This is a genomic window from Duganella sp. AC237 (assembly GCF_979254035.1).
On record NZ_CEEDEW010000003.1, the window covers coordinates 6434842 to 6460704 of the forward strand.

The window sequence follows — 25863 nt, forward strand, 5'->3', positions numbered from 1 at the left end:
ACCGCTGCCGTCGTTCAGGCCGTTCCCGTGCCGCTCGCCGGCTTGGCGGGCGCGCTCGCAGGCGCGTCCGCCTTGGGGGCGTCGGCCTTGGCCGCACCGTCCACCGGACCGGTGGACACGCCCGTCGCCGGCGGCGTGCCGCCACGGAAATCGGTCGCGTACCAGCCGGTACCCTTCAGCTGGAAACCAGCTGCGGTCAATTGTTTCTTAAACGACTCCTTGCCGCACGACAGGCAAACAGTCAGCTGCGGGTCGGAAATCTTCTGCAAGACATCCTTGGCAAAACCACATGCCTCGCAGCGGTAAGCGTAGATCGGCATCTATTACTCCGCAAAAATCATCAAAACCCTGAATTATAAAGCTTTTTACACCGCCCTAGCCTGTTTCCTGCGGTCAAGTCCGTCGGCGCCAGATCATCCAGCGCTCCTTGCCTTCGAATACCGGGATGGAATCGCTGACCGGGTCGTCGGCGATGCAGTCGAAATCTTGCCGCAGCAATGCATCCAGTTGCTCGCGGGCGATGCCGAAAGGCGGCCCCTTGAGCGCGTCATCGAAGAAGAAGTAGCCGGCCAGCAGCGCTCCGGCGGGCAACAACTCGGCCCAGCGCGTCGCCACCCTGGGCCACATCGCGCGCGGCATGGCGCACAGGAAGGCGCGCTCATATATCAGCTGCAACGGCTTTGCCGGCTGCCACGCAAAGAAATCCGCTTCGACCACGCGATTCGCATGCTCGCCAACAGCAAGCTTACCTGCCCGCACCGCCTGCGGCGAAAAATCGATCGCCGTCGCGTCCCACCCCGCCCCCGCCAGAAACGCCAGCTCGTAGGCCGAGCCGCAGCCGGGTATCAAGGTAGCCATTGGCGCGTTGGCGGCGACAAAGTCGCGCAGCGCCAGCGGCACCCCGCCGCGATCCCATGGCGTGAAGTTGCGCGCGAAGCGTTCATCCCAGAACGCCGGCGACATCGGATCGCGCTGCTGGAACTCGGCCATGGTCAGAGCAGATGGTGCCAGCGCAGATAAAGCTGGAAGCCGGCAACGCCCAGCCCGAACGCGCCGCCAACATAAATCACCAGGCTGAGCAGGCGGTTGGTGCGCTGCTGTTCGTGGATCAGCACTTTGATCAGCTCGCCGTTGTCGGCCGGCCTCTCGCCCTGCTGCTCCAGCGCCCGGTGCACCAGGCGCGGCAACTGCGGCAATATCTGCGTGTAGCGCGGCGCCTCGGCCTTCAAACGCTGCAACAAGCCCTGCCAGCCGACCTGCTCGGCCATCCAGTTTTCCAGATATGGCTTGGCGGTCTTCCACAGGTCGAGGTCGGGGTCGAGCTGGCGACCCAGGCCTTCGATGTTGAGCAGCGTCTTTTGCAGCAGCACCAGTTGCGGTTGCACTTCGACATTGAAGCGGCGCGAGGTCTGGAACAGCCGCAGCAGGATCTGGCCGAAGGAAATATCCTTCAGCGGGCGGTCGAAGATCGGTTCGCAGCAGGCGCGCACGGCCGATTCGAGTTCGTCGACGCGGGTTTCCTTCGGCGCCCAGCCCGATTCGATGTGGGCTTCGGCCACGCGCTTGTAGTCGCGGCGGAAGAAGGCCAGGAAATTCTGCGACAGGTAATCCTTGTCGTAGTCGTTGAGCGTGCCGACGATGCCGAAGTCGAGCGCGATGTAGCGGCCCAGGGTTTCAGGCTCGATCGACACCAGGATGTTCCCCGGATGCATATCGGCGTGGAAAAAGCCGTCGCGGAACACTTGCGTGAAGAAAATCTCGACGCCGTCGCTGGAGAGTTTTTTCAGGTCCACGCCGGCCCCTTCCAGCTTGTCGATCTGCGACACCGGCAAGCCGTGCATGCGCTCCATGACGATCACGCTGTTGGAACAATAGTCCCAGTACATTTCCGGCACCATCAGCAGCTTGGAGTCGGCGAAATTGCGCCGCAGCTGGCTGGCGTTGGCCGCCTCGCGCATCAGGTCCAGCTCGTCGTGCAGGTATTTGTCGAACTCGGCGACGACTTCCTTCGGCTTCAGCCGCTTGCTGTCGGCCCACACGCGGCCGACCCACTCGGCGGCGATGTGCATCAGCGCGACGTCCTCGTCGATGGATTTCTTCATGCCCGGACGCAGCACCTTGACCGCGACCTGCTTGCCGTCCTTCAAGGTGGCAAAGTGCACCTGCGCGATCGACGCCGACGCCACCGGGGTGCGCTCGAACGAGGCGAACAGCTGGTCCGGATGGGCGCCCAGCGATTTGCGGATCTGCGCGATGGCCAGGTCGGAGTCGAACGGCGGCACCCGGTCCTGCAGGCGCGACAGCTCGATCACCAGATCGGCCGGTATCAGGTCGCTGCGGGTCGACAGCACCTGGCCGAACTTGACGAAGATCGGCCCCAGGTCCTCCAGCGCCATGCGCAGGCGCACGCCGCGCGGCGCGGAGATATCGCGCCAGAAGATGATGGTATCGATGAGTTTGGCGGTGCGCGGCACTTTGAGGCCGGAGATGGCGATTTCGTCGAGACCGTAACGAATGGCGACCCGCAGGATTTTCAGCAGGCGTAAAAATTTCAAAATCATTGGGTTCCCAGTTTCTGTTCCAGTTTGGCCAGGCGCTTGGCGGCCCGTTCCACGTCATCGCGCAGGCGCACCACGTCGGCCGAGAATTCCTCGACCGCCTGTGGGCGTATCAGCACCTGTTTTTCATCGAGCAGGAACTCGGCGACGTTTTCGGCCAGCTTCTGGTGGCCCGTCTTGACTGCCTCGAACGCGGCCTTGGCGCCCGAGACCATGCGCACAGCCGCCACCGGGCCGACCACTTTTTCCAGGTCGGACTCCACTTCCCAGCGCAGCGACGTGCTCAGGCTGGAGATGGCGTTGGCGAAATCGGCGTCGCCCTCGATGCGCACGTAGGAAAACGCGCGCTCGCGGTTTTGCGCGATCAGCGGCAAGTCCGACAACTTGACCCTGATGGTAACCCGGGCCGGTTCGTCCGCCGGTGCGGCCTCGAACATACCGTCGGCCGTCACGCGCAGGCGCAGCGCGACGGTGCCGGCATCGATGCAGGCCACTTTGCCGGCGTGACGGCGCAACTGCTCGCGCGCCCACGGCTCCTGCGCCAGCAAATGGTTGACGGCCGCGCTGGCAGGCGCTGCGGCCGATAACAGGGCGGATAAGTGGCTGAAATTCAGTGGGGTCATCGGTAGGTCGTCGCTCAACAAGTTCTTTACGCCAGAAAAACAAAACCGCCCGGAAAGCGGGCGGTCTTGATCTTACCAGTTCGCCGGGATTTCCCGGTGATTAGGCCAACTGTTGAATACCAGCAAGCAACCAGCCCGAGGCGCCGGAGACCGGCTTGGTCAGGTTCCACACCTCGTTGAACGGCTCGGCCAGCGCGTCCGGCGCCGGCTTGATCATGCCGGTGAACTTGACGCTGGCCAGGTATTCGGTTTCGCTGGTCTCGATGCCCAGCAGCTCGGCGTCGATGCTGACGACGTCGGTGTAATCCTTTTGCGCGCCGCGCTCGTTGATTTGCATTTTCATTTCAGCAAACACTTCAGGCGTCGTGAACTCGCGGATATCGGCGGTGTCGCCCTTGTCCCAGGCCGCTTGCAGGCGGATGAAGTTACTCTTGGCAACGCGCAGGAACGACACGGCGTCGAAATCGCCCGGCACGCCCCACGGGGTGTGCGGCACCGGCGCGGCTTGCACCGGCTGGTATTGCTGTTCCGGCAGGCGCGAACCGATTTCCGGCGTGCCGCCGCTCGCCGGCGCGGTATAGGCGTTCGCGTTGTTATACGCATTGCTGTTGCCGTTGAAGTTGCCGCCGAAATTGCCACCTGCCGGGGCCACGGTCGGCTGCGACTTGCGGCGGAACATGCGGAAGATGAAGTACGCGGCGCCGGCCAGCAACGCCAGCATCAGCATCGTGCTCAGGATGCCGGCCATCGCGCCGCCGATACCCAAGTGCGAGAACAAGGCGCCCAGGCCCAGCCCCAGCAGCGCGCCGCCGAGGATACCTTTCCACATGCTTGGGCGCTTGGCCGGCATGGCGTTCGGTGCGTTTTGTGCGTTTGGTGCCGGCGCAGGAGCGGCCTGGCGCGGTGCCGGGGTCGGCGCGGCGGCCGGCGGCATGCGGTTGACGTTTTGCGACTGGCGGCCGATCGAACGGTTGCCGCCGGCGGGACGCGCGGTCGCCTCGGCCAGCATCGTGAAGGCGGACAGCGCGACAACCGCGCTGATCATCAGTTTTTTCATGTTCATGGTCATTCCTACAGTATTTACAGTTTGATACCGGTGTGTAAAGCGGCCACACCTGCCGTCAAGTTGTAATACGTTACCCGTTCCAGACCCGCCTCTTCCATCATGGTCTTGAGCGTGTCCTGGTCCGGGTGCATGCGGATCGACTCGGCCAGATAGCGATAGCTTTCAGCGTCGCCGGCAATCTTCTGGCCCATCCAAGGCAGCACCTTGAAGGAATAAATATCGTAAGGCTTCTGCAACGGCGTTGCTACTTTCGAGAACTCCAGCACCAGCAACTTGCCGCCGGGCTTCAATACGCGGCGCATTTCCGCCAGCGCCTGATCCTTGTGGGTCATATTGCGCAGCCCGAAAGCGACGCTGACGCGGTCGAAATAGTTGTCCGGGAAGGGCAATTTCTCCGCGTCACACAATAAGGTGGGGGTCAACAGGCCGCGATTCAAGAGGCGGTCGCGGCCGACGCGCAACATCGACTCGTTGATGTCGGTCAGCCAGACTTCGCCGGTCGGGCCGGCCTGCTTGGCGAACACCTTGGCCAGGTCGCCCGTGCCGCCGGCGATGTCGAGGCACTTGAAACCGGGGCGCACGGCCGCGTTGGCGATGGTGAACGTCTTCCACAGACGGTGCAGGCCACCCGACATGACGTCGTTCATGATGTCGTACTTGGCGGCGACGGAGTGGAAAACCTTGGCAACTTCGCGGACTTTGTCGTCTTCCGCGACGGTTTTGTAACCGAAATGAGTGGTATTTGTCATGGTGGCAGGCCTGTTAGTTTGCCTGCATTATACAAGCGCACGGGGTTTTTTCCCTTCCGCGCGCCCTTGGACGCCTATCGGGCCGATTGTGGGGGCAGATGGCGCCGCTCGAGCCCTAACGCGGCGCGCTTGCGGAAGCCCTTCCACAGGCCAGGATCGGGCTTGATGGTGCCGTCGGCGGCCAGCGGCGGTAGCTCTAGATAAGGCTGCAACGGCTGCGCCTTGAGGTGGATGCCCAAGAAGGCCGTGACGAAATGCTGATTGATGTTGTTGATGCGGCGGCTGTCCCACACCGGCTCGGCATAGGACTGGAAATCGTCGAAACTGGACCACATCGCCGGCGACGGCGGGTTTGGCGCCGAGTTGTGGCGAGCGCCCTGGTAGGTTAGCAGGTAGCGGTCCGCATTGACGGCGCCCTCGAAGATGCGCACCACGCCATCCTTGTAGCCGGCCACGTCGTCCTGGTCGCCTGTGATGAACAAGGTTGGCGTGCGCACGCCGGCCAGCCCTTCGGCATCCCATACCTTGTGCGCGCCGCCCCAGGGCGCGAACGCCACCACCGCCTTGATGCGGGCGTCGCGGTGCGATGCGTAGTCCGCGTTGCCGTGTTGGTTCACGGCCAGCTTGCCGCCGGGGACAAACGCGGCGGCGGCGGCACTCACGCCCGCGCCCACCGTGTTCAGCGCGCCATACGCGCCCATCGAATAGCCGATCAGCGCGGTGTTGCCGGCATCGACCACGCCGGCGAGGAAGTTGCCGCTGCCCGGCTTGGCCCAAGCCGCCACGCTGTCGAGCACAAACAGGTCGTCCAGGCGGCGGTTCAGCAGGGTGCTGGCGAAACCGGCCTTGTCGGCGCGGGTGGATTCGGGATGGTCGATCGCCACCACGACGTAGCCCTTCGACGCCAGGTTCTCGGTCAGGTAGCTCATTTGCAGGCGCGAACCGGGATAGCCGTGCGAGACGATCACCAGCGGATAGCGTCCGGCGACCGGCGCCACGTCGCGCGCCGCGCGGCCGTTGAACTGGAATGGCGTGTTGGGCCGGGCGGGATCGTTCGGGCCGGAGCCCAACACATCGTTATAAACCGTATGTTCCTTTTGTCCGGGCGCCAGGGTGGCGGGATACCAGACTTCCAGCGTGAGCTTGCGGGTGTAGCGGGGGTTTTGATTCGCTTCGCTGTACCGCAGCACATCCGATTGGTCCGCGTGCCCGGCGACCAGCGTGCGCACGCCGACCGGCAAGGAGCCGCGCGCGGCCAGTTCAGGCGCGTCGGGACGGAAGTCGCCGAAGTATTCTTGTGCGTGCAATGGCGCGATCCACGCCGACACGGCCAACGCCGCGATCACAATCCTGCTAGCTACCTTCATCTCACATCCTATTCTAAACATAGCTTAACCACGGAGACACGTAGGGCGGATTAGCGAAGCGTAATCCGCCAATGCGTGCGTTTCGACGGCGGACGCATTGGCGGATTACGGCGTTTCGCTTAATCCGCCCTACGTGTTACCCGAATTATTTGAGGCATCGAGCCCCAAATGCTCCCGCAACGTCGTGCCACGGTACTCGGTGCGGAACAAACCGCGCAGCTGCAATTCCGGCACCACCAGCGACAGAAAATCGTCCAACCCTCCCGGCAGCGCCGGCGCCATGAAATTGAAACCGTCCGCTGCCTCCTGCTCGAACCACGCCTGCATCTGATCGGCCACCGCCTGCGCCGTGCCGACGACGGTGAAGTGTCCGCGCCCGCCGGCGATGCGATCGTACAGCTGGCGTATCGTCAAATTCTCGCCCTGCGCCAGATCGGTCAGCAACTGCTGGCGGCTGCGCTGCCCGTCCTGCGTCTGCGGCAGATCCGGCAGCGGCCCGTCCAGCGGATAGCCCGACAAATCGAAGTTGCCGATCATGCGTCCCAGCAGCGCCAGACCGGCCTTGGGCTCGATCAAACGCTGCAACTGACCGAACTTGTCGTCCGCCTCGCCCTGCGAACGCCCCACCACGGCGAACAAGCCGGGCATCACCTTCAACGACTCCGGCCTGCGGCCGTGCCCCGCCACGCGGCGCTTCATGTCGCGGTAAAAATCCTGCGCCTTCGCCAGCGAGGGCTGCGCCGTGAACACCACCTCCGCCGTGGCGGCGGCCAGATCGCGCCCCGCCTCGGAACCGCCGGCCTGCACCACCACCGGCCGCCCCTGCGGGCTGCGCGACACGTTCAGCGGTCCGGCGACAGCGAAATGCGGGCCGCGATGATCCAGCTTGCGCAGCTTGGCGGGATCGATCAGCCGGCCGCCATCCTTGTCGTTAATAAGCGCCCCATCTTCCCAACTATCCCACAATCCCGTGACAACCTGATGAAATTCTCGCGCGCGCTCATAACGCGCCGCGTGCGCCACGTGCTGGTCGCGGCCAAAATTGGCCGCCTCCGCCGCGTTGTCGGACGTGACCAGGTTCCACCCCGCCCTGCCTTCCGATATCTGATCGAGCGACGCGAACTGGCGCGCCACCGTGTAAGGCTCGTTGTAGGTGGTGGTGGCGGTGCCGATCAAACCGATCTTTTCGGTCGATGCGGCCAGCGCCGACAATAAGGTCAACGGCTCCAGCGCCGGTACGCCGCCGGTCAGCGCCAGGCTGTCGGCGAAGAACACCGCGTCAAGGCAGGCCCGCTCCGCGCTTTGCACCTGCTGCCGGAATACCTTGAACGGATTCGACTCCAGGTCCGTTTGCGGATGGCGCCACGCGGCCACGTGGTGCCCGTGCCGCATCATGAAGGCGGCGATGCTCAATTGACGCGTCATCAGAACTCCTTGCGCGCGGTGATGCCGAAGTAACGCTCGTCGTCCCTTGGCACGGCGCGCGTGACGTAGCCGGTCGAAGTGACCAGATTGGTGGCGTAGGATTTGTTGGCCAGGTTTTTACCCACCAGCGCGACGCGCCAGCCGCCCGGCGTCGACGACAACGCGATGCCGGCGTTGATGACGCCATACGCGCCCTGGATCGCATCCGGCGACTGGAACAGGTCGAACTGCGTCTTGGCCTGATACGTATAGTCTGCCGAGAAGTCGACGATCAAGCCGTTTTGCAGCGGCAGCGCGTAGTTGGCGCGGTTGAAGGACTTCCACTTCGGCGAAAACGGCAACGGCTGGCCATTCAGGTTGCACGACGCCGTGGCGGCCGGCGGGCAGTTGAAGCTGTCTATACGCGCATCGGTGTAGGCCAGCGAGGCGGTCAACGTTAGCTGGCGGGTTGGCCGCGCATTGATATCCAGCTCGACGCCCTTGGTCGAGACGTCGCCCGCGTTGATGAGGCGCGTGATCACGGTGCCGGCGACGGTATCGAAGAAGTTGGCTTGATAGTTGGAGTACTTGGTGTTGAAGACTGCCACATTGGCGGTCAGGCGGCGATCAAAGGCGCTCGCCTTCAGTCCCAGTTCGAACGAATCGGACGTTTCAGGCTTCAGCGCCAAAGTGTCGCGGCCAAGCATGTTGAAGAAGACGTTATAGGCCGGCCCCTTGTAGCCGCGCGAGTAGGTCGCGTAGGCGTTCACGTCGCGCGACAGCTGGTACTGCAGGCCCAAACGCCCGGAGTAGCCGTCATCGCTGGTCGAACCGATGTTGCTCACGCCGGGCTGAACGCCGGGGAAAGCCGCCGTCGATGTCGAACTGCGGACATGGTCGTAGGAGAGTTCGTCCTTGGTCCAGCGCGCGCCGGCGATGGCGCGCCACTCGGGCGTCAGATTGAGCGTGCTCTCGCCGAACAGCGAGTAACTGTCGTTCTTGACGCCATAGTCGGCGCGGCCGGCGTTCGACGCAGTGGTGATGGCGACGATGCGCTGGTACATTTCGCGGTCCTTGCCATCCAAGTAGAACGCGCCGACGACGTATTCGAGAAACTGATCCTTCGGCGATGCCAGCCGCAGCTCCTGAGACACCTGGCGGAAATCGACGGTGCCGATATCGCGCGTCGCAGGATAAGCGGCCGAGATGCGCGCCACCTCCGCCGCGTTGCCGACGGCCGAGGTGCTGGTGTACTGCTGATTGTCCCAGTCACGCACGGCGGTGATCGAGGTCAGTGTGTAGCCGCCGTTGTGCCAGTCGACCTGCGCCGACAAGCCTTTGTTGGTATCGCGGATATCGCTTGGGATATCGGTGTTGATACTGCGGTTTTCGGTGGACGCGACCACCGGCGCGATCGCCTGCGAGAACGGCGCGCTGGTGGATTTGTAGGCGGTGAAGGAAGGTGACGCGTTCGAACGCAGATAGTCGGCGATCAGACTCACATCCAGATCCTTGTTCGGCGTGATGTCGACGCGGGCGCGCACGCCCTTGCGGTCGTAGCCATTCACCTTGCCGCCGCCGGCATGCACGTTATCGACGTTGCCGTCGTAGTCCGCATACAGCGCGGTGACGGCGGCGCTGACCACGCCTGGCTGGATCGTGCCGGACAGGCCGGCGCGCACGCGCTTCTCGTTGCCCTCGTACCAGGAAGCGTCGACAAAGCCGCTGGTTTGTTCCGATGGTTTGCGGCCGATCACATTCAGCACGCCGGACGACGCGTTTTTGCCGAACAAGGTTCCCTGCGGACCGCGCAGGATTTCAATATGCTCGATGTCCAGCAAATCCAGCGTCGCTTGGCCCGGGCGCGCATACACCACGCCGTCGATCACCGTCGACACAGTCGGTTCCACGCCGGGGGAAGTCGAGATGGTACCGATACCGCGCACAAAGATCGTCGAATCCTTGTTGCCGCCCTGCTGGCGGAACGTTACGCTCGGCACTTCCTGGACGATCGTGTCGATGCTGGTGCGGTTGGCCTGTGCCAGGTCGTCACCGTTCAACACCGACACAGCCACCGGAACCGATTGCAGCGAGGCGTTGCGGCGCGTCGCGCTGACCGTCACGCTGGGAACGGCGGCGCTGTCGGCGCGATCCAGAATGGGTGCGCTGGCCGCGTCCAAGGCATCAGCCGCATCCAACCCGCCCGCCCACGCCGAGCTGACAAGCAAAGCGCCCAACGTCAGCGCACCGATATTTTTACTGTTGTTCTTCATTGCCGATCCCTTGATTTGAAAGCGCCCTTTGCGCCATATGCGGAAAATCCACTTTCATCATCGAAGAACCAACTTAGTTCCCCGCCTGACGTTTGCTAGACTTTGAATGGTACCGATACCCTTTTTTTAGTGTCGGTGCGGGCCGATTTGAAGTCAAAGAATTAAAAAACTCATCGATATGTCTTTTTTAAATATGCGCGAACCAAGCAAATGAGCGATCCGGAAATCACACGCAAGCGCCGTGGCTCCGGCCGCGCGACCATCCACGACGTGGCACGGCTGGCGGAAGTCGGCTCGATCACGGTGTCGCGCTACTTCACGGAGCCGGGGCGGGTAGCGGCCACGCGCAGCGCGCGCATCGCCGCCGCCGTCAAGCAGTTGGGCTATGTGCCGAACCTGATGGCGGGCAGTCTGGCGTCGTCGCACAGCCGCATCATCGGCATGGTGATCCCGAATATCTCCGGCCCGATCTTCGCCAGCACGATCCAGAGTTTCAGCGACACGTTAAGCCGACACGGTTATCAACTGCTGCTGGCGTCAAGTTACTTCTCGGCCAAGCAGGAGGAGAACGCGGTGCGCGCCTTCCTCGGCTGGAAGCCGGCGGCGCTGGTGGTGACAGGGCGGTTCCACAACCGCGCAACGGAAAAGCTGCTATCGGAGGCAGGGATCCCGGTGGTCGAAACATGGGACTACGAACCGCGCCGCAAGCCGATCCAAGTCGGCTACTCCAATCACGCGGTTGGGGAGCAGGCGGCGCGCTATCTGTACGCCACAGGCTACCGCCGCATCGCCTTCGTGCAAAACAGCCTGGCGGGCGACCTCAGTGCCGTGGACCGCAGCGACGGCTACGCGGCCGTGATGCACGAGCATGGGCTGCAACCGAACATCTACGTACCGACGGCCGAGGCGCCGTTCGACGCCGGGAAACAGGCCATTGAGGCGCTGGCGCTCAAGCCTGCAAAGCGCAGCGGCCGGAATGCTGAAGCGATCATCTTCGCCAACGACAATCTGGCGGCGGGCGCCTTGCTGGCGGGCCAGCGCGCCGGGCTGGAGATACCCAAACAGTGCGCCATCGTCGGCTTCGGCGACTATCCGTTCTCGCCGCTGCTGCTTCCCAGCTTGACCACCATACGGCCGCCGGGACGCGAGATCGGCGAGATCGCCGCGCTGCGCATCCTCGAACAATTGGGCGTGCTGCCGGCGTCCGGCCAGGACACGCGCCTCAACCTGCTGGCCTGCGAACTTATCGAGCGCGAAAGCGCATAAAGGAAAACCATGAAGAACATCGCCGCCGGCTTGCTGCTGGCCCTTCCCCTGCTGGCGCACAGCGCGCAGGCCATCACCATCGGCTTCCAGAAAAGCAGCGGCTTGCTGGGCATCTTGAAGAATCAGGGCACGCTGGAGAAGGCCTTCGCCGGCCAGCAGATCAAGTGGATCGAATTCCCGGCCGGTCCGCAGATGCTGGAGGCGCTCAACGCCGGCAGCATCGATTTCGGCAGCACGGGGGCGCCGCCGCCGGTGTTCGGGCAGGCGGCCGGCATCGACCTGCTGTACGTCGCGGCCGAGCCGGCGCCGGTCAACAGCGAGGCGATCTTCGTGCCAAAAGAATCGACGGCGCGCACGGTGGCGGATTTGAAGGGCAAGAAGGTGGCGTTCCAGAAGGGATCGGGGTCGCACTTCCTGCTGGCGTCGGCGTTGCAGAAGGCGGGCTTGAAGCTCAGCGACATCAAGCCGGTGTACCTGTCGCCATCGGATGCGCGGGCGGCGTTTGTCAGCGGCGGCATCGATGCGTGGGTGGTGTGGGACCCGTACTTCGCGTCGGCGCAGAAGTCTTATCAGGTGCGGGTGCTGAGCGACTATACGGGCCTGCCGCAGGCGAACGGATTCTATCTGGCGTCGCGCAAGTTCGCGACACAGTCGCCGAAGATGTTGTCGGCGCTATTGGAACAGGTGGCGCTGACCGGCCAGTGGGCCAACGGGCACACGAAGGAAGTGAGCGCGATGCTGGCGCCGCAAATGGGACTGCCAGCGGATATCGTGGCGACCTGGCAGCGCCGCACGCTTTATGGCGCGGTGCCGGTCAGCGCCGCCATCGCCGCCAATCAGCAGCGCGTGGCGGACGTGTTCTATCAGCAGAAATTGATACCGAAGCCGATCAATGTGGCAGGAAGCGTCTGGCCGTGGCAACCGACCGGCGGCAGGTAAAGTCTAACGGAGACACGTAGGGCGGATTAGGCGGAACGCCGTAATCCGCCATCTTTGAGCCGCCGGCGGAGCATGCATGGCGGATTACGCTTCGCTAATCCGCCCTACGTATCTCGCCGTGACGCTAGTGTTTGTGGCCGCAGGATGGACCATGCACGTGCGGCGCCGGCGCCGGGGTGTTGGCGGGATCGCGGCCGCTGTCGCCCTCAAGTCCGGAAGCATGCAGGCGGTCCATATAATCCTGCCACAGCTTGTCCTTCTCGTTACCGAGCTTGTACAGGTAATCCCACGTGAACAATCCTGTATTGTGTCCGTCGGTAAAGGTCGGCTGCACCGCGTAGTTGCCGACCGGGTCCATCGCCGCGATGCCCACTTCGCGCTTGCCGACTTGCAGCACTTCCTGGCCGGGGCCGTGGCCCATGACCTCGGCCGACGGCGAATACACGCGCATCAGCTCGAACGGAATCGTGAACGAGGCGCCGTCGTCGAAGGCGATGTCGAGCACCTTGGACTTGTTGTGGACGGTGATGGCGGTTGGATTCTTGGTGCTCATAGGTGGACTTTCAATCAGGCGTTTAAACGTTCGACAATCGCGGCGTGCAGCGCCGGCACCAGCGCGCGGCGCGCGGCCAGCACTTCCGGCGCGCCGGACCGCACGGCCGTGGCAAAGCTCGCGTTGGGAAAATGCGCATCGTCCAGATAGCGCGGGATCACATGCCAGTGCACGTGCGGCGTCATGTTGCCGAAGCTGGCGAGGTTGATCTTCTCCGGCGCCATCACGGCGCGCTGCGCCGACTCCACCGCGAACACGACCTCCATCACATGGCCGCGCCCGGCCGCATCCAGATCCGTCATTTCCTTGACGTGGGCGTTCCACACCACGCGCGTGAAGCCCGGATACTCGCCATCCTCGACGGCGATCACCGACAGCTGATCGTCGCTCCAGATGACGACGCCCTCGGCGGGCGCCGCCAATAGCCGGCAGAGATCACAGGCCGCCGTCACACCAGCACCCGTTCGATACCACCGTCGTTGGCGCGCTTGACGTAATCGGCCATCCAGTTCTCGCCCAGCAGGTGCTTGGCGATCTCGACGACGATGTAGTCGGCCGTGGTGCCGGCGTCCTCGCCGTAGCGCGACACGCCGCCCAGGCAGGCCGGGCAGCTGGTCAGGATCTTGACCTCACCCTCGAAGCCGTCCGCGCGCAGCTTGTCGGCGCCTTTGATGACTTCCTCTTCCTTGCGGAAGCGCACCTGCGTCGAGATGTCCGGACGCGCGATCATCAACGTGCCCGAGTCGCCGCAGCAACGGTCGTTCTTCTCGATCTTGACGTTGTCGTGGGTGGCGATCAGGCCGTTGACGGTCTTGGTCGCCTCCTGCAACTTCATCGGCGTGTGGCACGGCTCGTGATACATATAGCGCGTGCCGGTCACGCCTTCCAGGCGCACCTGCTTCTCAAGCAAATACTCGTGGATGTCCATGATGCGGCAGCCCGGGAAAATCTTGTCGAACTCGTAGGTCGCCAGCTGGTCGTAGCAGGTGCCGCACGACACCAGCACCGTCTTGATGTCCAGATAATTGAGCGTGTTGGCCATGCGATGGAACAGCACGCGGTTATCGGTCATCATCTTCTCGGCCTTGTCGTACTCGCCCGAGCCGCGCTGCGGATAACCGCAGCACAGGTAACCCGGCGGCAGCACGGTTTGCACGCCCACTTCCCACAGCATCGCCTGGGTCGCCAGGCCCACCTGCGAGAACAGCCGCTCCGAGCCGCAACCCGGGAAGTAGAACACCGCCTCGGTATCGGCCGTGGTCTTCTTCGGATTGCGGATGATCGGGATGACTTTGTCGTCCTCGATGTCGAGCAGTGCGCGCGCGGTCTTCTTCGGCAGGCCGCCCGGCATTTTCTTATTGATGAAGTGAATCACCTGCTCGCGCACCGGCGGCTTGCCGGTGGTCGGCGGCGGCGCCTTGGTCTGCTTCCTGGCGAATTTCTTCAGCAAGTCGTTCCCCAGGCGCTGCGCCTTGTAGCCGATCCCGACCATCGCCGCGCGGGTGGCGTTGATGGTGGCCGGATCGGTGGCGTTGAGGAAGAACATCGCCGCCGATTTGCCCGGATTGAACGATTTTTTGTCCATCTTGCGCAGCAGATTGCGCATGTTCATCGAGACGTCGCCGAAGTCGATGTTGACCGGGCATGGCGTTACGCATTTATGGCAGACGGTGCAGTGGTCGGCCACGTCCTCGAACTCTTCCCAGTGCTTGATCGAGATGCCGCGGCGGGTTTGCTCTTCGTACAGGAAGGCCTCGATCAGCGACGACGTCGCCAGGATCTTGTCGCGCGGCGAGTACAGCAGGTTGGCGCGCGGCACGTGGGTCGAGCACACGGGTTTGCACTTGCCGCAGCGCAGGCAGTCCTTGATGCTGTTGGCGATCTCGCCGATATCGCTTTGCTGCATGATCAGCGATTCGTGGCCCATCAAGCCGAACGACGGCGTATAGGCATTGGACAGGTCCGCCTCCATGCCAGGCAGGTTCAGCAGCTTACCTTTGTTGAAGCGCCCTTCCGGATCGACGCGCAGCTTGTAGTCGCGGAACGGGCCGATTTCTTCCTCGGTCAGGAACTCCAGCTTGGTGATGCCGATGCCGTGCTCGCCCGAAATGACGCCGTTGAGCGAACGGGCCAGCACCATGATGCGCGCGACGGCCGAATGCGCCAGTTGCAGCATCTCGTAGTGGTCGGAGTTGACCGGCAAGTTGGTGTGGACGTTGCCGTCGCCGGCGTGCATGTGCAGCGCCACGAACACGCGCCCGCGCAGCACGCGCTTGTGGATCGCGGTGGCCTCGTCGAGAATCAGCTTGTAGGCCGCGCCGCTGAAGATCTGGCGCAGCTGGGCGCGGATTTCCTGCTTCCACGTCACGCGGATAGTGCGGTCCTGGACGATGTCGAACAGGGTCGCGTCCGGCTGTGTTTTCAGGCGCTCGTCGAACACGGCCAGCAGGCGCTCCAGGCCCAGCGCGGCCAGCTCGCCGGTGACAGTGCTCAACGGCTTGTCGAGCTCGGCCAGCAGGAAGGTCCAGCGGTCGCGCACTTGCGCCAGCAAGGCCTCGGCCTGCTGCACGCGATCGCCCAGCATTTCCGCGTCGCCCACGCCGTCGTCGGCGTCGTCGCTCTTGCCGATCGGCAGATTGCCGGCGGCGAAGAAGTCGCGCAGCTCATCGACCAGCTGCAGCTTGTTCTTGATCGACAGCTCGATGTTGATGCGCTCGATGCCGTCGGTGTACTCGCCCATGCGGTTCAACGGGATCACGACGTCTTCGTTGATCTTGAAGGCGTTGGTGTGCTTGGCGATGGCGGCCGTGCGGGCGCGGTCGAGCCAGAACTTCTTGCGCGCCTCGGGGCTGACGGCGACAAAGCCCTCGCCCACGCGGGTATTGGCGATGCGCACCACTTCCGACGCGGCCATGGCCACGGCGTTCTCGTCGTCGCCGACGATGTCGCCGAACAGCGCCATCTTCGGCAGCACGCCGCGCTTCGACTTGGTGGCATAGCCGACCGCGCGCAGGTAGCGCTCGTCCAGATGCTCCAGGCCGGCCAGGCGCAGGGTGGCGAACTGCTCGCCCTTGGCCGGCAGGCCGTCGAGGTAATCCTTTATTTCAACGATGGACGGGATGGCGTCGCGTGCCTGGCCGAAGAACTCCAGGCAGACGGTGCGGGCGAACTTCGGCATCTTGTGCAAAATCCAGCGGCCGGACGTGATGAGGCCGTCCGTGCCCTCCTTCTGGATGCCCGGCAGGCCGGACAGGAACTTGTCGGTCACGTCCTTGCCCAGGCCTTCCTTGCGGAAGGTGCGGCCGGCGATCTCCAGGATTTCGGTCTTGAACGGCGCGCCCTTGGCTTCGCCGCGCGCGCTTGGATGGGTCCATTCCAGCTTGAAGCGGGCCAACGGCGTGTCGTGGATCTTCGACAGATTGTGGTCCAGGCGCGTCACTTCGAGCCAGTCGCCGTTCGGGTCGACCATGCGCCACGAGGCCAGGTTGTCGAGCGCGGTGCCCCACAGCACGGCCTTCTTGCCGCCGGCGTTCATGGCGATGTTGCCGCCGATGCAGGAGGCGTGTGCCGAGGTCGGGTCGACCGCGAACACGAAGCCGGCCTTCTCGGCCGCCTCGGACACCTTGTTGGTGATCACGCCGGCGCCGGTGTAGATGGTGGCGTATTCCTTGTCCAGGCCGGGCAGCACCTTCATCTCGACCGGGCCCATGTTGAGCAGCTTCTCGGTGTTGATGACGGCCGACATCGGCGTCAGCGGAATGGCGCCGCCGGTGTAGCCGGTGCCGCCGCCGCGCGGGATGATGGTCAGGCCCAGCTCGATACAGCCCTTGACCAGGCCGGCCATTTCCTCTTCGCTGTCGGGCGTGAGCACGACGAACGGATACTCGACGCGCCAGTCGGTGGCGTCGGTCACGTGCGAGATGCGCTTCATGCCGTCGAAGCAGATGTTGTGCTTGTCGGTGTAGCGGCCCAGCACCTTGTTGGTGCGCTTGCGCAGGTCGTAGACCTGCTTGAATTCCTCGCCGAAGTCGGCCACGGCCTTGCCGGCCGCGCGCAGCAGCTTGATGACATTGACGCTGCGCTGCTTGGACGCTTCCGATTCGCTGCCGTCGTCGTCGACGGTCAGGCGGCGCTTGTCGACCTCGGCCAAGCGGTGGTGCAGCGCGTTGATCAGCTCCTGGCGCCGCTTCGGATTGTCCAGCATGTCGTCCTGCAGGTACGGATTGCGGCGGACGGCCCAGATATCGCCGAGCACCTCGTACAGCATGCGGGCCGAGCGGCCGGTCTGGCGCGCGCCGCGCAAGGCATCGAGCAAGCTCCACGATTCCTCGCCCAGCAGCCGGATGACGATCTCGCGATCGGAAAACGACGTGTAGTTGTAAGGAATTTCGCGGAGACGCTGGGCCTCCGGTCCGTGGGGCGTTTCCGCCAGCAGAGCTTGGATTTGAGCAGGGGCATTCATTATGCGATTGGACTTGTAAACTGGAACCCGGGAGGGCCATTCTAGCGTATTGCGACGCACCATGTCGGAACAGCCTTAGACGGCGGGGACTCTCGCGCCGGCCATCCTGCGCTATTAATTTGCGGATGAGCCCGTTTACCGGCGTTAAAATTCAACTTTTCCGTCCAAAACTGAACGAAATTCCGAATCCTGCGCTTCCGGCAATACGATCAATTGCACCAGATTAGCCCAGCATTTGCCCGATCCGGTGCCAGACGCCGTCCGGCACATACAACAGCAGGGTGGTCATGGTCAGGTAGCGCAACAGTTTTCCGACCGCCATATATGCCAAGCTGGGCCAGAAAGGCAGCTTGAGCCAGCCGCCAAGCGTGCACAGCGGATCGCCGATGCCCGGCAGCCAGGCCAGCAGCATGGTCTTGGCGCCGTAGCGCTCCAGCCAATGGAACCAGCGGCTCTTGCGCTCCTTGGCGAAGGTGGTCTTGGCCTGGTAGCCGATCCAGTAATCGACGGCGCCGCCGAGGGTATTGCCGACGGTGGCGACGCCGATGGCGCTCCAGAACAGCTCCGGATTGGCCTTGATCACCGCAAACACCGCCGGTTCCGAGCCCAGCGGCACCAGAGTGGCGGAAACGAAACTGATGACGAAGACCGATGTCAGGCCCACTTCCGGCGCCGCGAGCACGTTGAGCAGCCAGGCGATTGCAGATTCGATCATCGGTTTCTTTAGCGGGACGAGAGGTGTCCATTATAATGATCAGCACACCGCACGATTGAACAGCCCGGTCCTTGCCCACAGGCACAGTACCCGCGCCCCTGCCCGACCCGGTCACCCGCCGGATAGTTAGCATCGAACAACTGCGGAACCCCGCGGGGTCAAGTCTGTCATTCGGACACGAGCTGTGCCGTAGCCGCAGTTACGACACAGCTCGTGTCCGAATGACAGACTTGACCCCGGGGTTCTGGCCCTCTGGAATCACTGTTTGCAGACTATGACTATCGACTATCTGAAGAAAATCCTGACCGCGCGCGTCTACGACGTCGCTGATGAAACCCCGCTGGAACTCGCGCCGACCTTGTCGCAGCGCTACGAGAACCGAATTTATTTCAAGCGCGAGGACATGCAGAGCGTGTTCAGCTTCAAGATTCGCGGCGCCTACAACAAGATGGCCCACCTGAGCGACGCCCAGCGCAAGCGCGGCGTCATTTGCGCCTCGGCAGGCAACCACGCCCAGGGCGTGGCGCTGTCGGCGGCCAAGCTGGGCTGCCGCGCGCTGATCGTCATGCCAACCACCACCCCGCAAGTGAAGATCGACGCCGTCAAGGCGCGCGGCGGTTCGGACGTGGAAGTGGTGCTGCACGGCGAGTCCTATACCGATGCTTACAACCACGCGCTGACCCTGGAGCAGGAACAGAAGCTGACCTTCGTCCATCCGTTCGACGATCCGGACGTCATCGCCGGCCAGGGCACCATCGGCATGGAGATCCTGCGCCAGCACTCCGGCCCGATCCACGCCATCTTCGTCGCCATCGGCGGCGGCGGCCTGATCGCCGGCGTGGCCTCGTACGTCAAGGCGATCCGCCCGGACATCAAAATCATCGGCGTGCAGACCATCGATTCGGATGCCATGGCACGCAGCATCAAGGCCGGCGAGCGCGTCACCCTGGCCGACGTCGGCCTGTTCTCCGACGGCACCGCCGTGCGCCTGGTCGGCGAAGAAACCTTCCGCATCGCGCGCGAGCTGGTCGACGACATCATCATCGTCGACACCGACGCCATCAGCGCTGCCATCAAGGACGTGTTCACCGATACCCGCAGCATCCTGGAGCCGGCCGGCGCGCTGGCCATCGCCGGTGCCAAGGCCTACATCGAGCGCGCGGCCATGACCAAGGACCCGATCAAGAACGAGACCTTGATCACCATCGCCTGCGGCGCCAACATGAATTTCGACCGCCTGCGCTTTGTTGCCGAGCGCGCCGAATTGGGCGAGGCGCGCGAGGCCGTGTTTGCCGTCACCCTGCCCGAGCAACGCGGCAGCTTCAAGCGCTTCTGCTCGCTGGTGGGCCCGCGCAATGTGACCGAGTTCAACTACCGCATCAGCGACAAGGACGAGGCGCATGTGTTTGTCGGCGTGCAGATCGCCGACCGTGGCGAGTCGGGCGCTCTGGCGCGCAAGTTCGAGGAGCACGATTTCAAGACCCTGGACCTGACCCACGACGAGCTGGCCAAGGCCCACATCCGCCACCTGGTCGGCGGCAAGAGCGGGCTGGCCAAGGACGAGCTGCTGTACCGCTTCGAGTTCCCGGAGCGCCCGGGCGCGCTGATGCGCTTCCTCGACAGCATGGCGCCGAACTGGAACATCTCGCTGTGCCATTACCGCAGCCAGGGCGGCGACGTCGGCCGCATCCTGATCGGCTTGCAGGTGCCGTCCGAGGAGATGGCCGCGTTCGCGCAGTTCCTGACCACGCTCGGCTACCGTTACTGGGACGAGAGCGCCAATCCGGTGTACAAGCTGTTCCTGGGTTGAACCCACCCCGCCTTGTGTGACGGACCACGCTCCGTCGCTTAGGGTCGTACCCGTCGGGTACGACCCCATCACGCCCTGCGGGTTGACGGCGCTAAAGCCACCGCAACGCTCCGCATCACCGATTAACTCCGCTTCCGCAATAGCGCGGCACCTATGAAAAAGATCGCCCGCAACATCTCGCCCATTCTGTTGTTTGTTCTACTGATCCCATGCCTGCGCGCGGCAGAATTACCGCTGTCGATCAATACAATCATTTTGGGCATGGGTTCGGCGATTGCCATCCTGTCCTCGTATTTCCTGTTCGGGAAGCGGGATCTTCGGTTTGCATGGTTTGGGTTAGGCTCCTCGCTGCTGCTGGCCGTGCTATCCACCTTTATCGTATTTCAGCTAAGGAACGGCGAGGCCTTCAAGCCCGAGCTGTCGCTATACCATCTCTCAGCCGTTGCGGCGGTCGCGCTGATGGCGGCCGTTGGAGAGGAGTTCATCTTCAGAGGCGTCATCCTCGGCCTGCTGACGAAATATTTCCGCAAATTCCCGTTGGTTGTCGTGCTGGCACTTCAGGCCGTGCTTTTTGCGGCGTCACACCCCTCCCAGAATTATGTTTTTCACTTCTCCGCCTTCGTGTTCGGACTATTTTCAGGCTGGGCAGTAGTGAAGACAAAATCCCTATGGTTTTCCACGGCATTCCACTTCGGATGGGATTTCGCCACCGTGTTTGCAACTGGCTATCACAGCCGCAATTTAGGGCATATCAAGGGCATGGTGCTGTACGAAAGCCAATACGCCTGGGCGAGTAATGTCATGCTCTTGCTGGCGACCCTGGTGGCCCTGTGGTGGTTCGAGAAATTCGTTCGATACTCCGAGCGGCGCGCGTTGGGGAAGCCCGCCCGGTCAAAGTACGCTACCATTTCACCTTTACCGATTCAAAGCCCGCCATGACCAACTCCGTCGACCTGTCCCCGCTGGGAAAAACTTCCGCCTACCGCACCGATTACGCGCCGGAGCTGCTGTTCCCCATCCCGCGCCAGGGCAAGCGCGACGAGCTGGGCCTGGCCGGCACCTTGCCCTTCTTCGGGGTCGATATCTGGAACGCCTATGAGATCTCCTGGCTCAACCAGCGCGGCAAGCCGCAGGTGGCGATCGCCCGCGTGACCTTCCCGGCCGATTCGCCCAACATCATCGAGTCGAAATCGTTCAAGCTCTACCTCAACTCGTTCAACCAGACGCGCCTGGAAAACGTGGTGGCGCTCAAATCGCTGCTGCAACAGGACCTGACCGAGGCGGCCGGCGCCAACGTCCACATCACCATCACCCAGCCGGAGGAATTCGGCATGATTTCGATGGGCGAACTCGACGGCCTGCTGCTGGACCGCCTCGACATCGAGGTCGATAACTACAGCCCGTCGCCGGAGATCCTCAAGGCCGCGCACGACGAAGAGCCGGTCGAGGAAAAGCTGGTGTCGCACCTGCTCAAGTCGAACTGCCTGGTCACCGGCCAGCCTGACTGGGCCAGCGTGCAAATCCATTACGCCGGCCCGCAAATCGACCAGGAAAGTTTATTGAAATACCTGATCGGTTTCCGCGAGCACAACGAATTCCACGAGCAATGCGTCGAACGCATCTTCGTCGACATCCTGCGCCAGTGCGCGCCGCAGCAACTGGCGGTGTACGCGCGCTACACCCGGCGCGGCGGCCTCGACATCAATCCGTGGCGCAGCAATTTCAGCACGGCACAGAAACCACCGAACCTGCGCGGCGCGCGTCAATAGCAAAAATCAGGCGTATGATGTGATCAACGATGCGACTTTCGTAAGAAATGGGCGCCTCGCTGGAAAAACGCGAAAAATCGGAAAAGCGGGCCGCTTTGCGGCGAAAAACCGGCGCTTTCGCGGTTTTTTACGCATAAATAGCAAATGCTTTCTGCGGTGCATTTTCAGTAGGACCGTTGGCGGCCCGGCGCGTTGGCTGCCTGATCATTAAGCAACGCCGGCGCGCGCGAATTCATGTTACATGGCGCACAAACAAGCCTATAATTCGGCGGCGGCACGCCTTGTGCGTCGTAACATTCTTATCGTCTTATGAATAACCTGAGCAAAATACTCTCACTCGAAAATGTCCTGCTTGACCTGGAGGTCTCCAGCAAGAAGCGCGCATTCGAGCAAGCTGGCCTGATCTTCGAAAACAATTGCGGGATCGCCCGCTCCACCGTCTCGGACAACCTGTTCGCGCGCGAGCGCCTCGGTTCCACCGGGTTGGGTCATGGCGTGGCCGTGCCGCACGGCCGCATCAAAGGCATGAAGAGCCTGAAATCGCCGCTGGCGGCGTTCGTCCGCCTGGCCGAGCCGATTCCGTTCGAGTCACCCGACGGCAAGCCGGTCAACCTGCTGTTCTTCCTGCTGATCCCGGACCACGTCACCCAGCAGCACCTGGAAATCCTGTCGGAAATCGCCGAGATGTTCTCCGACGACGCCTTCCGCACCGCGCTCTCGACCGACCCGGACCCGAAATCGGTGCACTCGCGCATCATCAACTGGATGCCTAGCCTGCAGGCCGCCGGCTGACAGGTCAGCGGGAAATAGCTTGCAAGCATGGGGAGCGGGACAATAGGTTAAACTACGGGGCAGGCCCACCTTAGTTCAACCTTGAGATAAAGACGCCCCATGCTGCAAACGCCGCTGACGATACAAAGGCTTTACGACGACAATCGCGAGAGTTTGCAGCTCGGCTGGTTCGCCGGCTTTCCCGGCGGCGAGCGCCTGATCTCCGGCGACGTCGCCTCCGCCGCCGACCAGGTCGGCCACCTGAACACCATCCACCCGGGCCGCATCCAGGTCTTCGGGCACCAGGAAATCAATTACTACCAGCGCTTGAAGGCGCTCACGCGCGCCCACGTCATCGGCGAGCTGATTGCTGGCGGCCCGCCGGCGCTGATCATCGCCCAGGGCCTGGAAACGCCGCCCGACATCCTCGCCATCTGCGACGAAAAAAACATCCCGTTGTTCTCCACTCCGTTACCTGCCGCACAGGTGATCGACTTCCTGCGCGTGTATCTTTCCAAGAAACTGGCGCAACGCATCATCATGCACGGCGTCTTCATGGACGTGCTGGGCGTGGGCGTGCTGATCACCGGCGACTCTGGCCTGGGCAAGAGCGAGCTGGGCCTTGAACTGATTTCGCGCTCGCACGGCCTGGTGGCCGACGACGCGGTGGAGTTTTCGCGCATTGCGCCGAACATGATCGAGGGGCGCTGCCCGGCCCTGCTGCAGAATCTGCTGGAAGTGCGCGGGCTGGGCCTGCTGGACATCAAGGCGATCTTCGGCGAGACCGCGGTGCGCCGCAAGATGCGCCTGAAGCTGATCGTGCATCTGGTGCGCCGTGGCGCGGCGGAGGAGGAAGTGGAGCGGCTGCCATTCCAGTTCCCGACCGAGGACGTGCTGGGACTGCCGATCCGCAAGGTCGTCATTCCCGTCGCGGCCGGCCGCAACATCGCGGTGCTGCTGGAGGCCGCCGTACGCAACACCATTCTGCAATTGCGCGGTATCGACACCTTACAAGAGTTCATGGAGCGTCAGCGACAAGCCATGAGCGGAGATTAAAACCATCATGCGTATCGTCCTCATCACAGGCATCTCCGGCTCCGGCAAATCGGTGGCCTTGAACGTGCTGGAAGACACCGGCCACTATTGCGTCGACAACCTGCCGCCGGCCTTGCTGTCGAACCTGGTCTCGACGTTGGCCGAGGAAGGCTTGCAGGCGTTGGCGGTTGCCGTCGACGCCCGCAGCGCCGAATCGCTGGCCTCGTTGCCGGCCGACGTCAAGCGCCTGCGCGAAGAGGGGCACGACGTCAAGGTCATGTTCCTGACCGCCAACACGCACTCGCTGGTGGCGCGCTTTTCGGAGACGCGCCGCAGCCATCCGCTGTCGCACGAGTTGCGTCCGGGCCAGAATCCTGCCGCGCGCCGCACCTTGATCGAATGCATCATGGAAGAGCGCGAGCGGCTGTCGGCCATCGAGCAGCTGGGCCATGTGGTCGATACGTCGGAGCTGAGCGCCAACAAGCTGCGCGCCTGGGTCAAGGACCTGGTCGCCAGCGAGGGGGCGCCGCTGACCTTGTTCTTCGAGTCGTTCGCCTTCAAGCTGGGGGTGCCGATGGATGCGGACTTCGTGTTCGATGTGCGCGCGCTGCCGAATCCCTACTATGATTTGACGCTGCGCCCGCTGACGGGCCGCGACGCGCCGGTGATCGATTTTCTCGACGCGCAACCGAGCGCGGTGGAAATGATGAACGATATCCGCGGCTTCGTCGAGAAGTGGCTGCCGTTCTTCAAGACCGATAACCGCAGTTATCTGACGGTGGCGCTGGGATGCACCGGCGGGCAGCACCGGTCGGTGTATATGGCGGAGAAACTGGCGGCGTATTTCCACCCGAATGAACGGGTGGTGTTGCGGCACCGCGAGCAGTAGCCTCCAGCTCACAGATGCCGCAGCGGGTGTGCGTGTTCCGGCCACACCGGCTCGAATAGCTGCCGCACCATTTCCTCGGTCACCTCTTCCAACGACGGCGGATTCCATTTCGGCGCGTTGTCCTTGTCGATGACCAGCGCGCGCACGCCTTCGATGACTTCGCCGCGGTCGAACACGCGCCGCACCAGCGCGCGCTCCATGCGCAGACAGCCGGTCATGTCCAGCGCCGCGCCACGTCGGATCAACTCATGCGTCGCGCGCATCATCAACGGCGACCGCCCGGCCATCGCGCGCACCGTTTCGAGCGCGAATGGCGTGGTGTCCGCCTCCAGCGACTTGACGATGGCCGGCACCGGGCCGGCGCCGAAGTGGCGGTCGATGTCGGCGCGGTTCGCCTCCAGCCTGGATACCCCGGCCGCGTCCTTGAACGACTCCGCAAAGGCCGCGATCGCCTCAACCAGCTCGGCGCCCGGCGTGGACTCCAGAATCGCGTCCAGCACCTCCAGTTCATCCGCAGGCACATAGTGATCCGCCAGGCCCGCGTACAGCGCATCGGCCGCCCCTATCGTGACGCCGGTGACGCCGAGGTAACGCCCCAGCCCGCCCGGCGCGCGCGACAGGAAATAGCTGCCGCCCACATCCGGGAACAGGCCGATGTTCACCTCCGGCATCGCCATCCGGGTGCGCTCGGTGACGATGCGCACCCGGCTGTCCGGCCCGGCCTGCGCGATGCCCATGCCCCCGCCCATGACCACGCCGTCCATCAGCGCGATGTACGGTTTCGGATAGCTGTGCACCAGGTGGTTGAGCGAATACTCCTCGGTGAAGAAATCCTCGATCAGCGCGCTGCCGGTTTGCGGCGTGGCGCGGCCGGCGTCGTGGAAGAAGCGGATGTCGCCGCCAGCGCAGAAGGCCTTTTCACTGCTGGAGCGGATGACCACGGCGGCGACGTCGGAATCGTCGCGCCACGCCAGCAACGCCGCCGTGATATCGCGCAGCATCGGCAGGGACAGCGAGTTCAACGCCTTGGGCCGGTCCAAGGTGATGAAGCCGGTGCCGTTGACGATAGCGGTGTGGACCAATTCGCTCATGATGTCGCAACCCGTGAAAAAAAATCTATTCTACCGTCGAAACGGGATAAATGATTTTCATCGAATCGAGAGGAAGTAAAACGCGGGACCGAAAAACGCGGACACAAAAAAGGGCGCCCTTGCGCCCTTTGTTGGATGGTGCCGGAGGCCGTTGTTATAGGGCGGCGGCAGCGGGTTCGTAGCTATCCGGGAGATGCTTGATCGCATCGTGGCCGTGCTGCTGAACTTTGGATTTGTATTTCATGACCTGCCGGTCAAGCTTGTCGACCAGGGTGTCGATCGCGGCGTACAGGTCTTGGGACAGGCTTTCCACGTACACGGTTTTACCCGACATGCGCAGATTGATTTCCGCCTTTTGGCGCTTGGATTTCTCTTTAAGGTTATCTACAGTCAGAATGACAGCAATATCAATAACTTGATCGAAGTGACGAGTGACACGTTCCAGTTTGTTCTGTACGTATTCGCGGATGGCCGCGGTCACTTCGAGATGATGTCCACTGATGGTCAGATTCATACACGCTCC

23 protein-coding genes are annotated in these 25863 nt (G+C 63.1%); 8 read left to right on the plus strand and 15 right to left on the minus strand.

Annotated elements, in window-relative coordinates; genetic code table 11:
* Window positions 1–14 precede the first annotated feature (14 nt).
* The 9 genes from AC0IYS_RS28380 to AC0IYS_RS28420 all read right to left on the minus strand — a co-directional run bounded on the left by AC0IYS_RS28380 (window position 15) and on the right by AC0IYS_RS28420 (window position 10040).
* Window positions 15–320, minus strand: a complete 306-nt coding sequence (locus AC0IYS_RS28380; RefSeq protein ID WP_471708329.1) for an FmdB family zinc ribbon protein — start codon at window positions 318–320, stop codon at window positions 15–17.
* A gap of 73 nt (window positions 321–393) precedes the next feature.
* Window positions 394–990: a class I SAM-dependent methyltransferase gene (locus AC0IYS_RS28385; RefSeq protein WP_471708330.1), complete on the minus strand. Its 597-nt coding sequence runs from the start codon at window positions 988–990 to the stop codon at window positions 394–396.
* Window positions 991–992: 2 nt separating this feature from the next.
* On the minus strand, window positions 993–2561 hold the full coding sequence (ubiB, locus tag AC0IYS_RS28390; protein WP_471708331.1) for a ubiquinone biosynthesis regulatory protein kinase UbiB: 1569 nt from the start codon (window positions 2559–2561) through the stop codon (window positions 993–995).
* A complete protein-coding gene (locus AC0IYS_RS28395) occupies window positions 2558–3181 on the minus strand; it encodes a ubiquinone biosynthesis accessory factor UbiJ (RefSeq protein WP_471708332.1) in 624 nt (207 codons plus the stop codon). Before AC0IYS_RS28395 ends, ubiB begins: the two co-directional genes overlap by 4 nt.
* Before the next feature lie 100 nt (window positions 3182–3281).
* Window positions 3282–4244, minus strand: coding sequence for a Tim44 domain-containing protein (locus tag AC0IYS_RS28400; RefSeq protein ID WP_471708333.1), 963 nt, complete (start codon window positions 4242–4244; stop codon window positions 3282–3284).
* 17 nt (window positions 4245–4261) lie between these two features.
* Window positions 4262–4996, minus strand: coding sequence for a bifunctional demethylmenaquinone methyltransferase/2-methoxy-6-polyprenyl-1,4-benzoquinol methylase UbiE (gene ubiE, locus AC0IYS_RS28405; RefSeq protein ID WP_090326281.1), 735 nt, complete (start codon window positions 4994–4996; stop codon window positions 4262–4264).
* Between the two features lie 74 nt (window positions 4997–5070).
* Entirely contained in the window at window positions 5071–6363 is a 1293-nt protein-coding gene (locus tag AC0IYS_RS28410) for an alpha/beta hydrolase family protein (RefSeq protein ID WP_471708334.1), read from the minus strand.
* A gap of 129 nt (window positions 6364–6492) precedes the next feature.
* Window positions 6493–7788 (minus strand): LLM class flavin-dependent oxidoreductase, encoded by a 1296-nt coding sequence (locus AC0IYS_RS28415; RefSeq protein ID WP_471708335.1) that lies wholly within the window; start codon window positions 7786–7788, stop codon window positions 6493–6495.
* Window positions 7788–10040, minus strand: a complete 2253-nt coding sequence (locus tag AC0IYS_RS28420; RefSeq protein ID WP_471708336.1) for a TonB-dependent receptor — start codon at window positions 10038–10040, stop codon at window positions 7788–7790. The genes AC0IYS_RS28415 and AC0IYS_RS28420 overlap by 1 nt, the downstream gene beginning before the upstream one ends.
* Before the next feature lie 210 nt (window positions 10041–10250).
* Between AC0IYS_RS28420 and AC0IYS_RS28425 the strand changes: the two genes are divergently transcribed.
* Window positions 10251–11306, plus strand: a complete 1056-nt coding sequence (locus AC0IYS_RS28425) for a LacI family DNA-binding transcriptional regulator (RefSeq protein ID WP_471708337.1) — start codon at window positions 10251–10253, stop codon at window positions 11304–11306.
* A 9-nt stretch (window positions 11307–11315) separates the two neighbouring features.
* Window positions 11316–12245: an aliphatic sulfonate ABC transporter substrate-binding protein gene (locus AC0IYS_RS28430; protein ID WP_471708338.1), complete on the plus strand. Its 930-nt coding sequence runs from the start codon at window positions 11316–11318 to the stop codon at window positions 12243–12245.
* A gap of 124 nt (window positions 12246–12369) precedes the next feature.
* Here AC0IYS_RS28430 and AC0IYS_RS28435 read toward each other — a convergent pair whose 3' ends face one another.
* From AC0IYS_RS28435 to AC0IYS_RS28450, 4 genes are all read right to left on the minus strand, one after another.
* Window positions 12370–12798 carry a gamma-butyrobetaine hydroxylase family protein gene (locus AC0IYS_RS28435; RefSeq protein ID WP_471708339.1) on the minus strand — a complete coding sequence of 143 codons (429 nt, stop codon included), beginning with the start codon at window positions 12796–12798 and terminating at the stop codon, window positions 12370–12372.
* Window positions 12799–12812: 14 nt separating this feature from the next.
* A complete protein-coding gene (locus AC0IYS_RS28440) occupies window positions 12813–13250 on the minus strand; it encodes an HIT family protein (RefSeq protein ID WP_471708340.1) in 438 nt (145 codons plus the stop codon).
* Window positions 13247–17260: a DUF3683 domain-containing protein gene (locus AC0IYS_RS28445; RefSeq protein ID WP_471708341.1), complete on the minus strand. Its 4014-nt coding sequence runs from the start codon at window positions 17258–17260 to the stop codon at window positions 13247–13249. Before AC0IYS_RS28445 ends, AC0IYS_RS28440 begins: the two co-directional genes overlap by 4 nt.
* A gap of 223 nt (window positions 17261–17483) precedes the next feature.
* Window positions 17484–17975: a YqaA family protein gene (locus tag AC0IYS_RS28450; protein WP_471708342.1), complete on the minus strand. Its 492-nt coding sequence runs from the start codon at window positions 17973–17975 to the stop codon at window positions 17484–17486.
* Between the two features lie 274 nt (window positions 17976–18249).
* Here AC0IYS_RS28450 and ilvA point away from each other — a divergent pair, with 274 nt between their 5' ends.
* The 6 genes from ilvA (at window position 18250) to rapZ (ending at window position 24249) form a co-directional block, all read left to right on the plus strand.
* A complete protein-coding gene (gene ilvA, locus AC0IYS_RS28455) occupies window positions 18250–19785 on the plus strand; it encodes a threonine ammonia-lyase, biosynthetic (protein WP_471708951.1) in 1536 nt (511 codons plus the stop codon).
* Window positions 19786–19938: 153 nt separating this feature from the next.
* On the plus strand, window positions 19939–20724 hold the full coding sequence (locus AC0IYS_RS28460) for a lysostaphin resistance A-like protein (protein WP_471708343.1): 786 nt from the start codon (window positions 19939–19941) through the stop codon (window positions 20722–20724).
* Window positions 20721–21554 carry an NADPH-dependent 7-cyano-7-deazaguanine reductase QueF gene (gene queF, locus AC0IYS_RS28465; protein ID WP_471708344.1) on the plus strand — a complete coding sequence of 278 codons (834 nt, stop codon included), beginning with the start codon at window positions 20721–20723 and terminating at the stop codon, window positions 21552–21554. Before AC0IYS_RS28460 ends, queF begins: the two co-directional genes overlap by 4 nt.
* A 309-nt stretch (window positions 21555–21863) precedes the next feature.
* On the plus strand, window positions 21864–22346 hold the full coding sequence (locus AC0IYS_RS28470) for a PTS sugar transporter subunit IIA (protein ID WP_090326235.1): 483 nt from the start codon (window positions 21864–21866) through the stop codon (window positions 22344–22346).
* 99 nt (window positions 22347–22445) lie between these two features.
* Window positions 22446–23381 carry an HPr(Ser) kinase/phosphatase gene (hprK, locus tag AC0IYS_RS28475; protein ID WP_315223117.1) on the plus strand — a complete coding sequence of 312 codons (936 nt, stop codon included), beginning with the start codon at window positions 22446–22448 and terminating at the stop codon, window positions 23379–23381.
* A gap of 7 nt (window positions 23382–23388) precedes the next feature.
* Complete coding sequence (gene rapZ, locus AC0IYS_RS28480) at window positions 23389–24249, plus strand: RNase adapter RapZ (RefSeq protein ID WP_471708345.1); 861 nt, start codon at window positions 23389–23391, stop codon at window positions 24247–24249.
* Window positions 24250–24257: 8 nt separating this feature from the next.
* Here rapZ and AC0IYS_RS28485 read toward each other — a convergent pair whose 3' ends face one another.
* Window positions 24258–25340 (minus strand): enoyl-CoA hydratase/isomerase family protein, encoded by a 1083-nt coding sequence (locus tag AC0IYS_RS28485; RefSeq protein ID WP_471708346.1) that lies wholly within the window; start codon window positions 25338–25340, stop codon window positions 24258–24260.
* Between the two features lie 154 nt (window positions 25341–25494).
* A complete protein-coding gene (gene hpf, locus AC0IYS_RS28490; protein ID WP_090326216.1) occupies window positions 25495–25854 on the minus strand; it encodes a ribosome hibernation-promoting factor, HPF/YfiA family in 360 nt (119 codons plus the stop codon).
* Window positions 25855–25863: the final 9 nt, after the last annotated feature.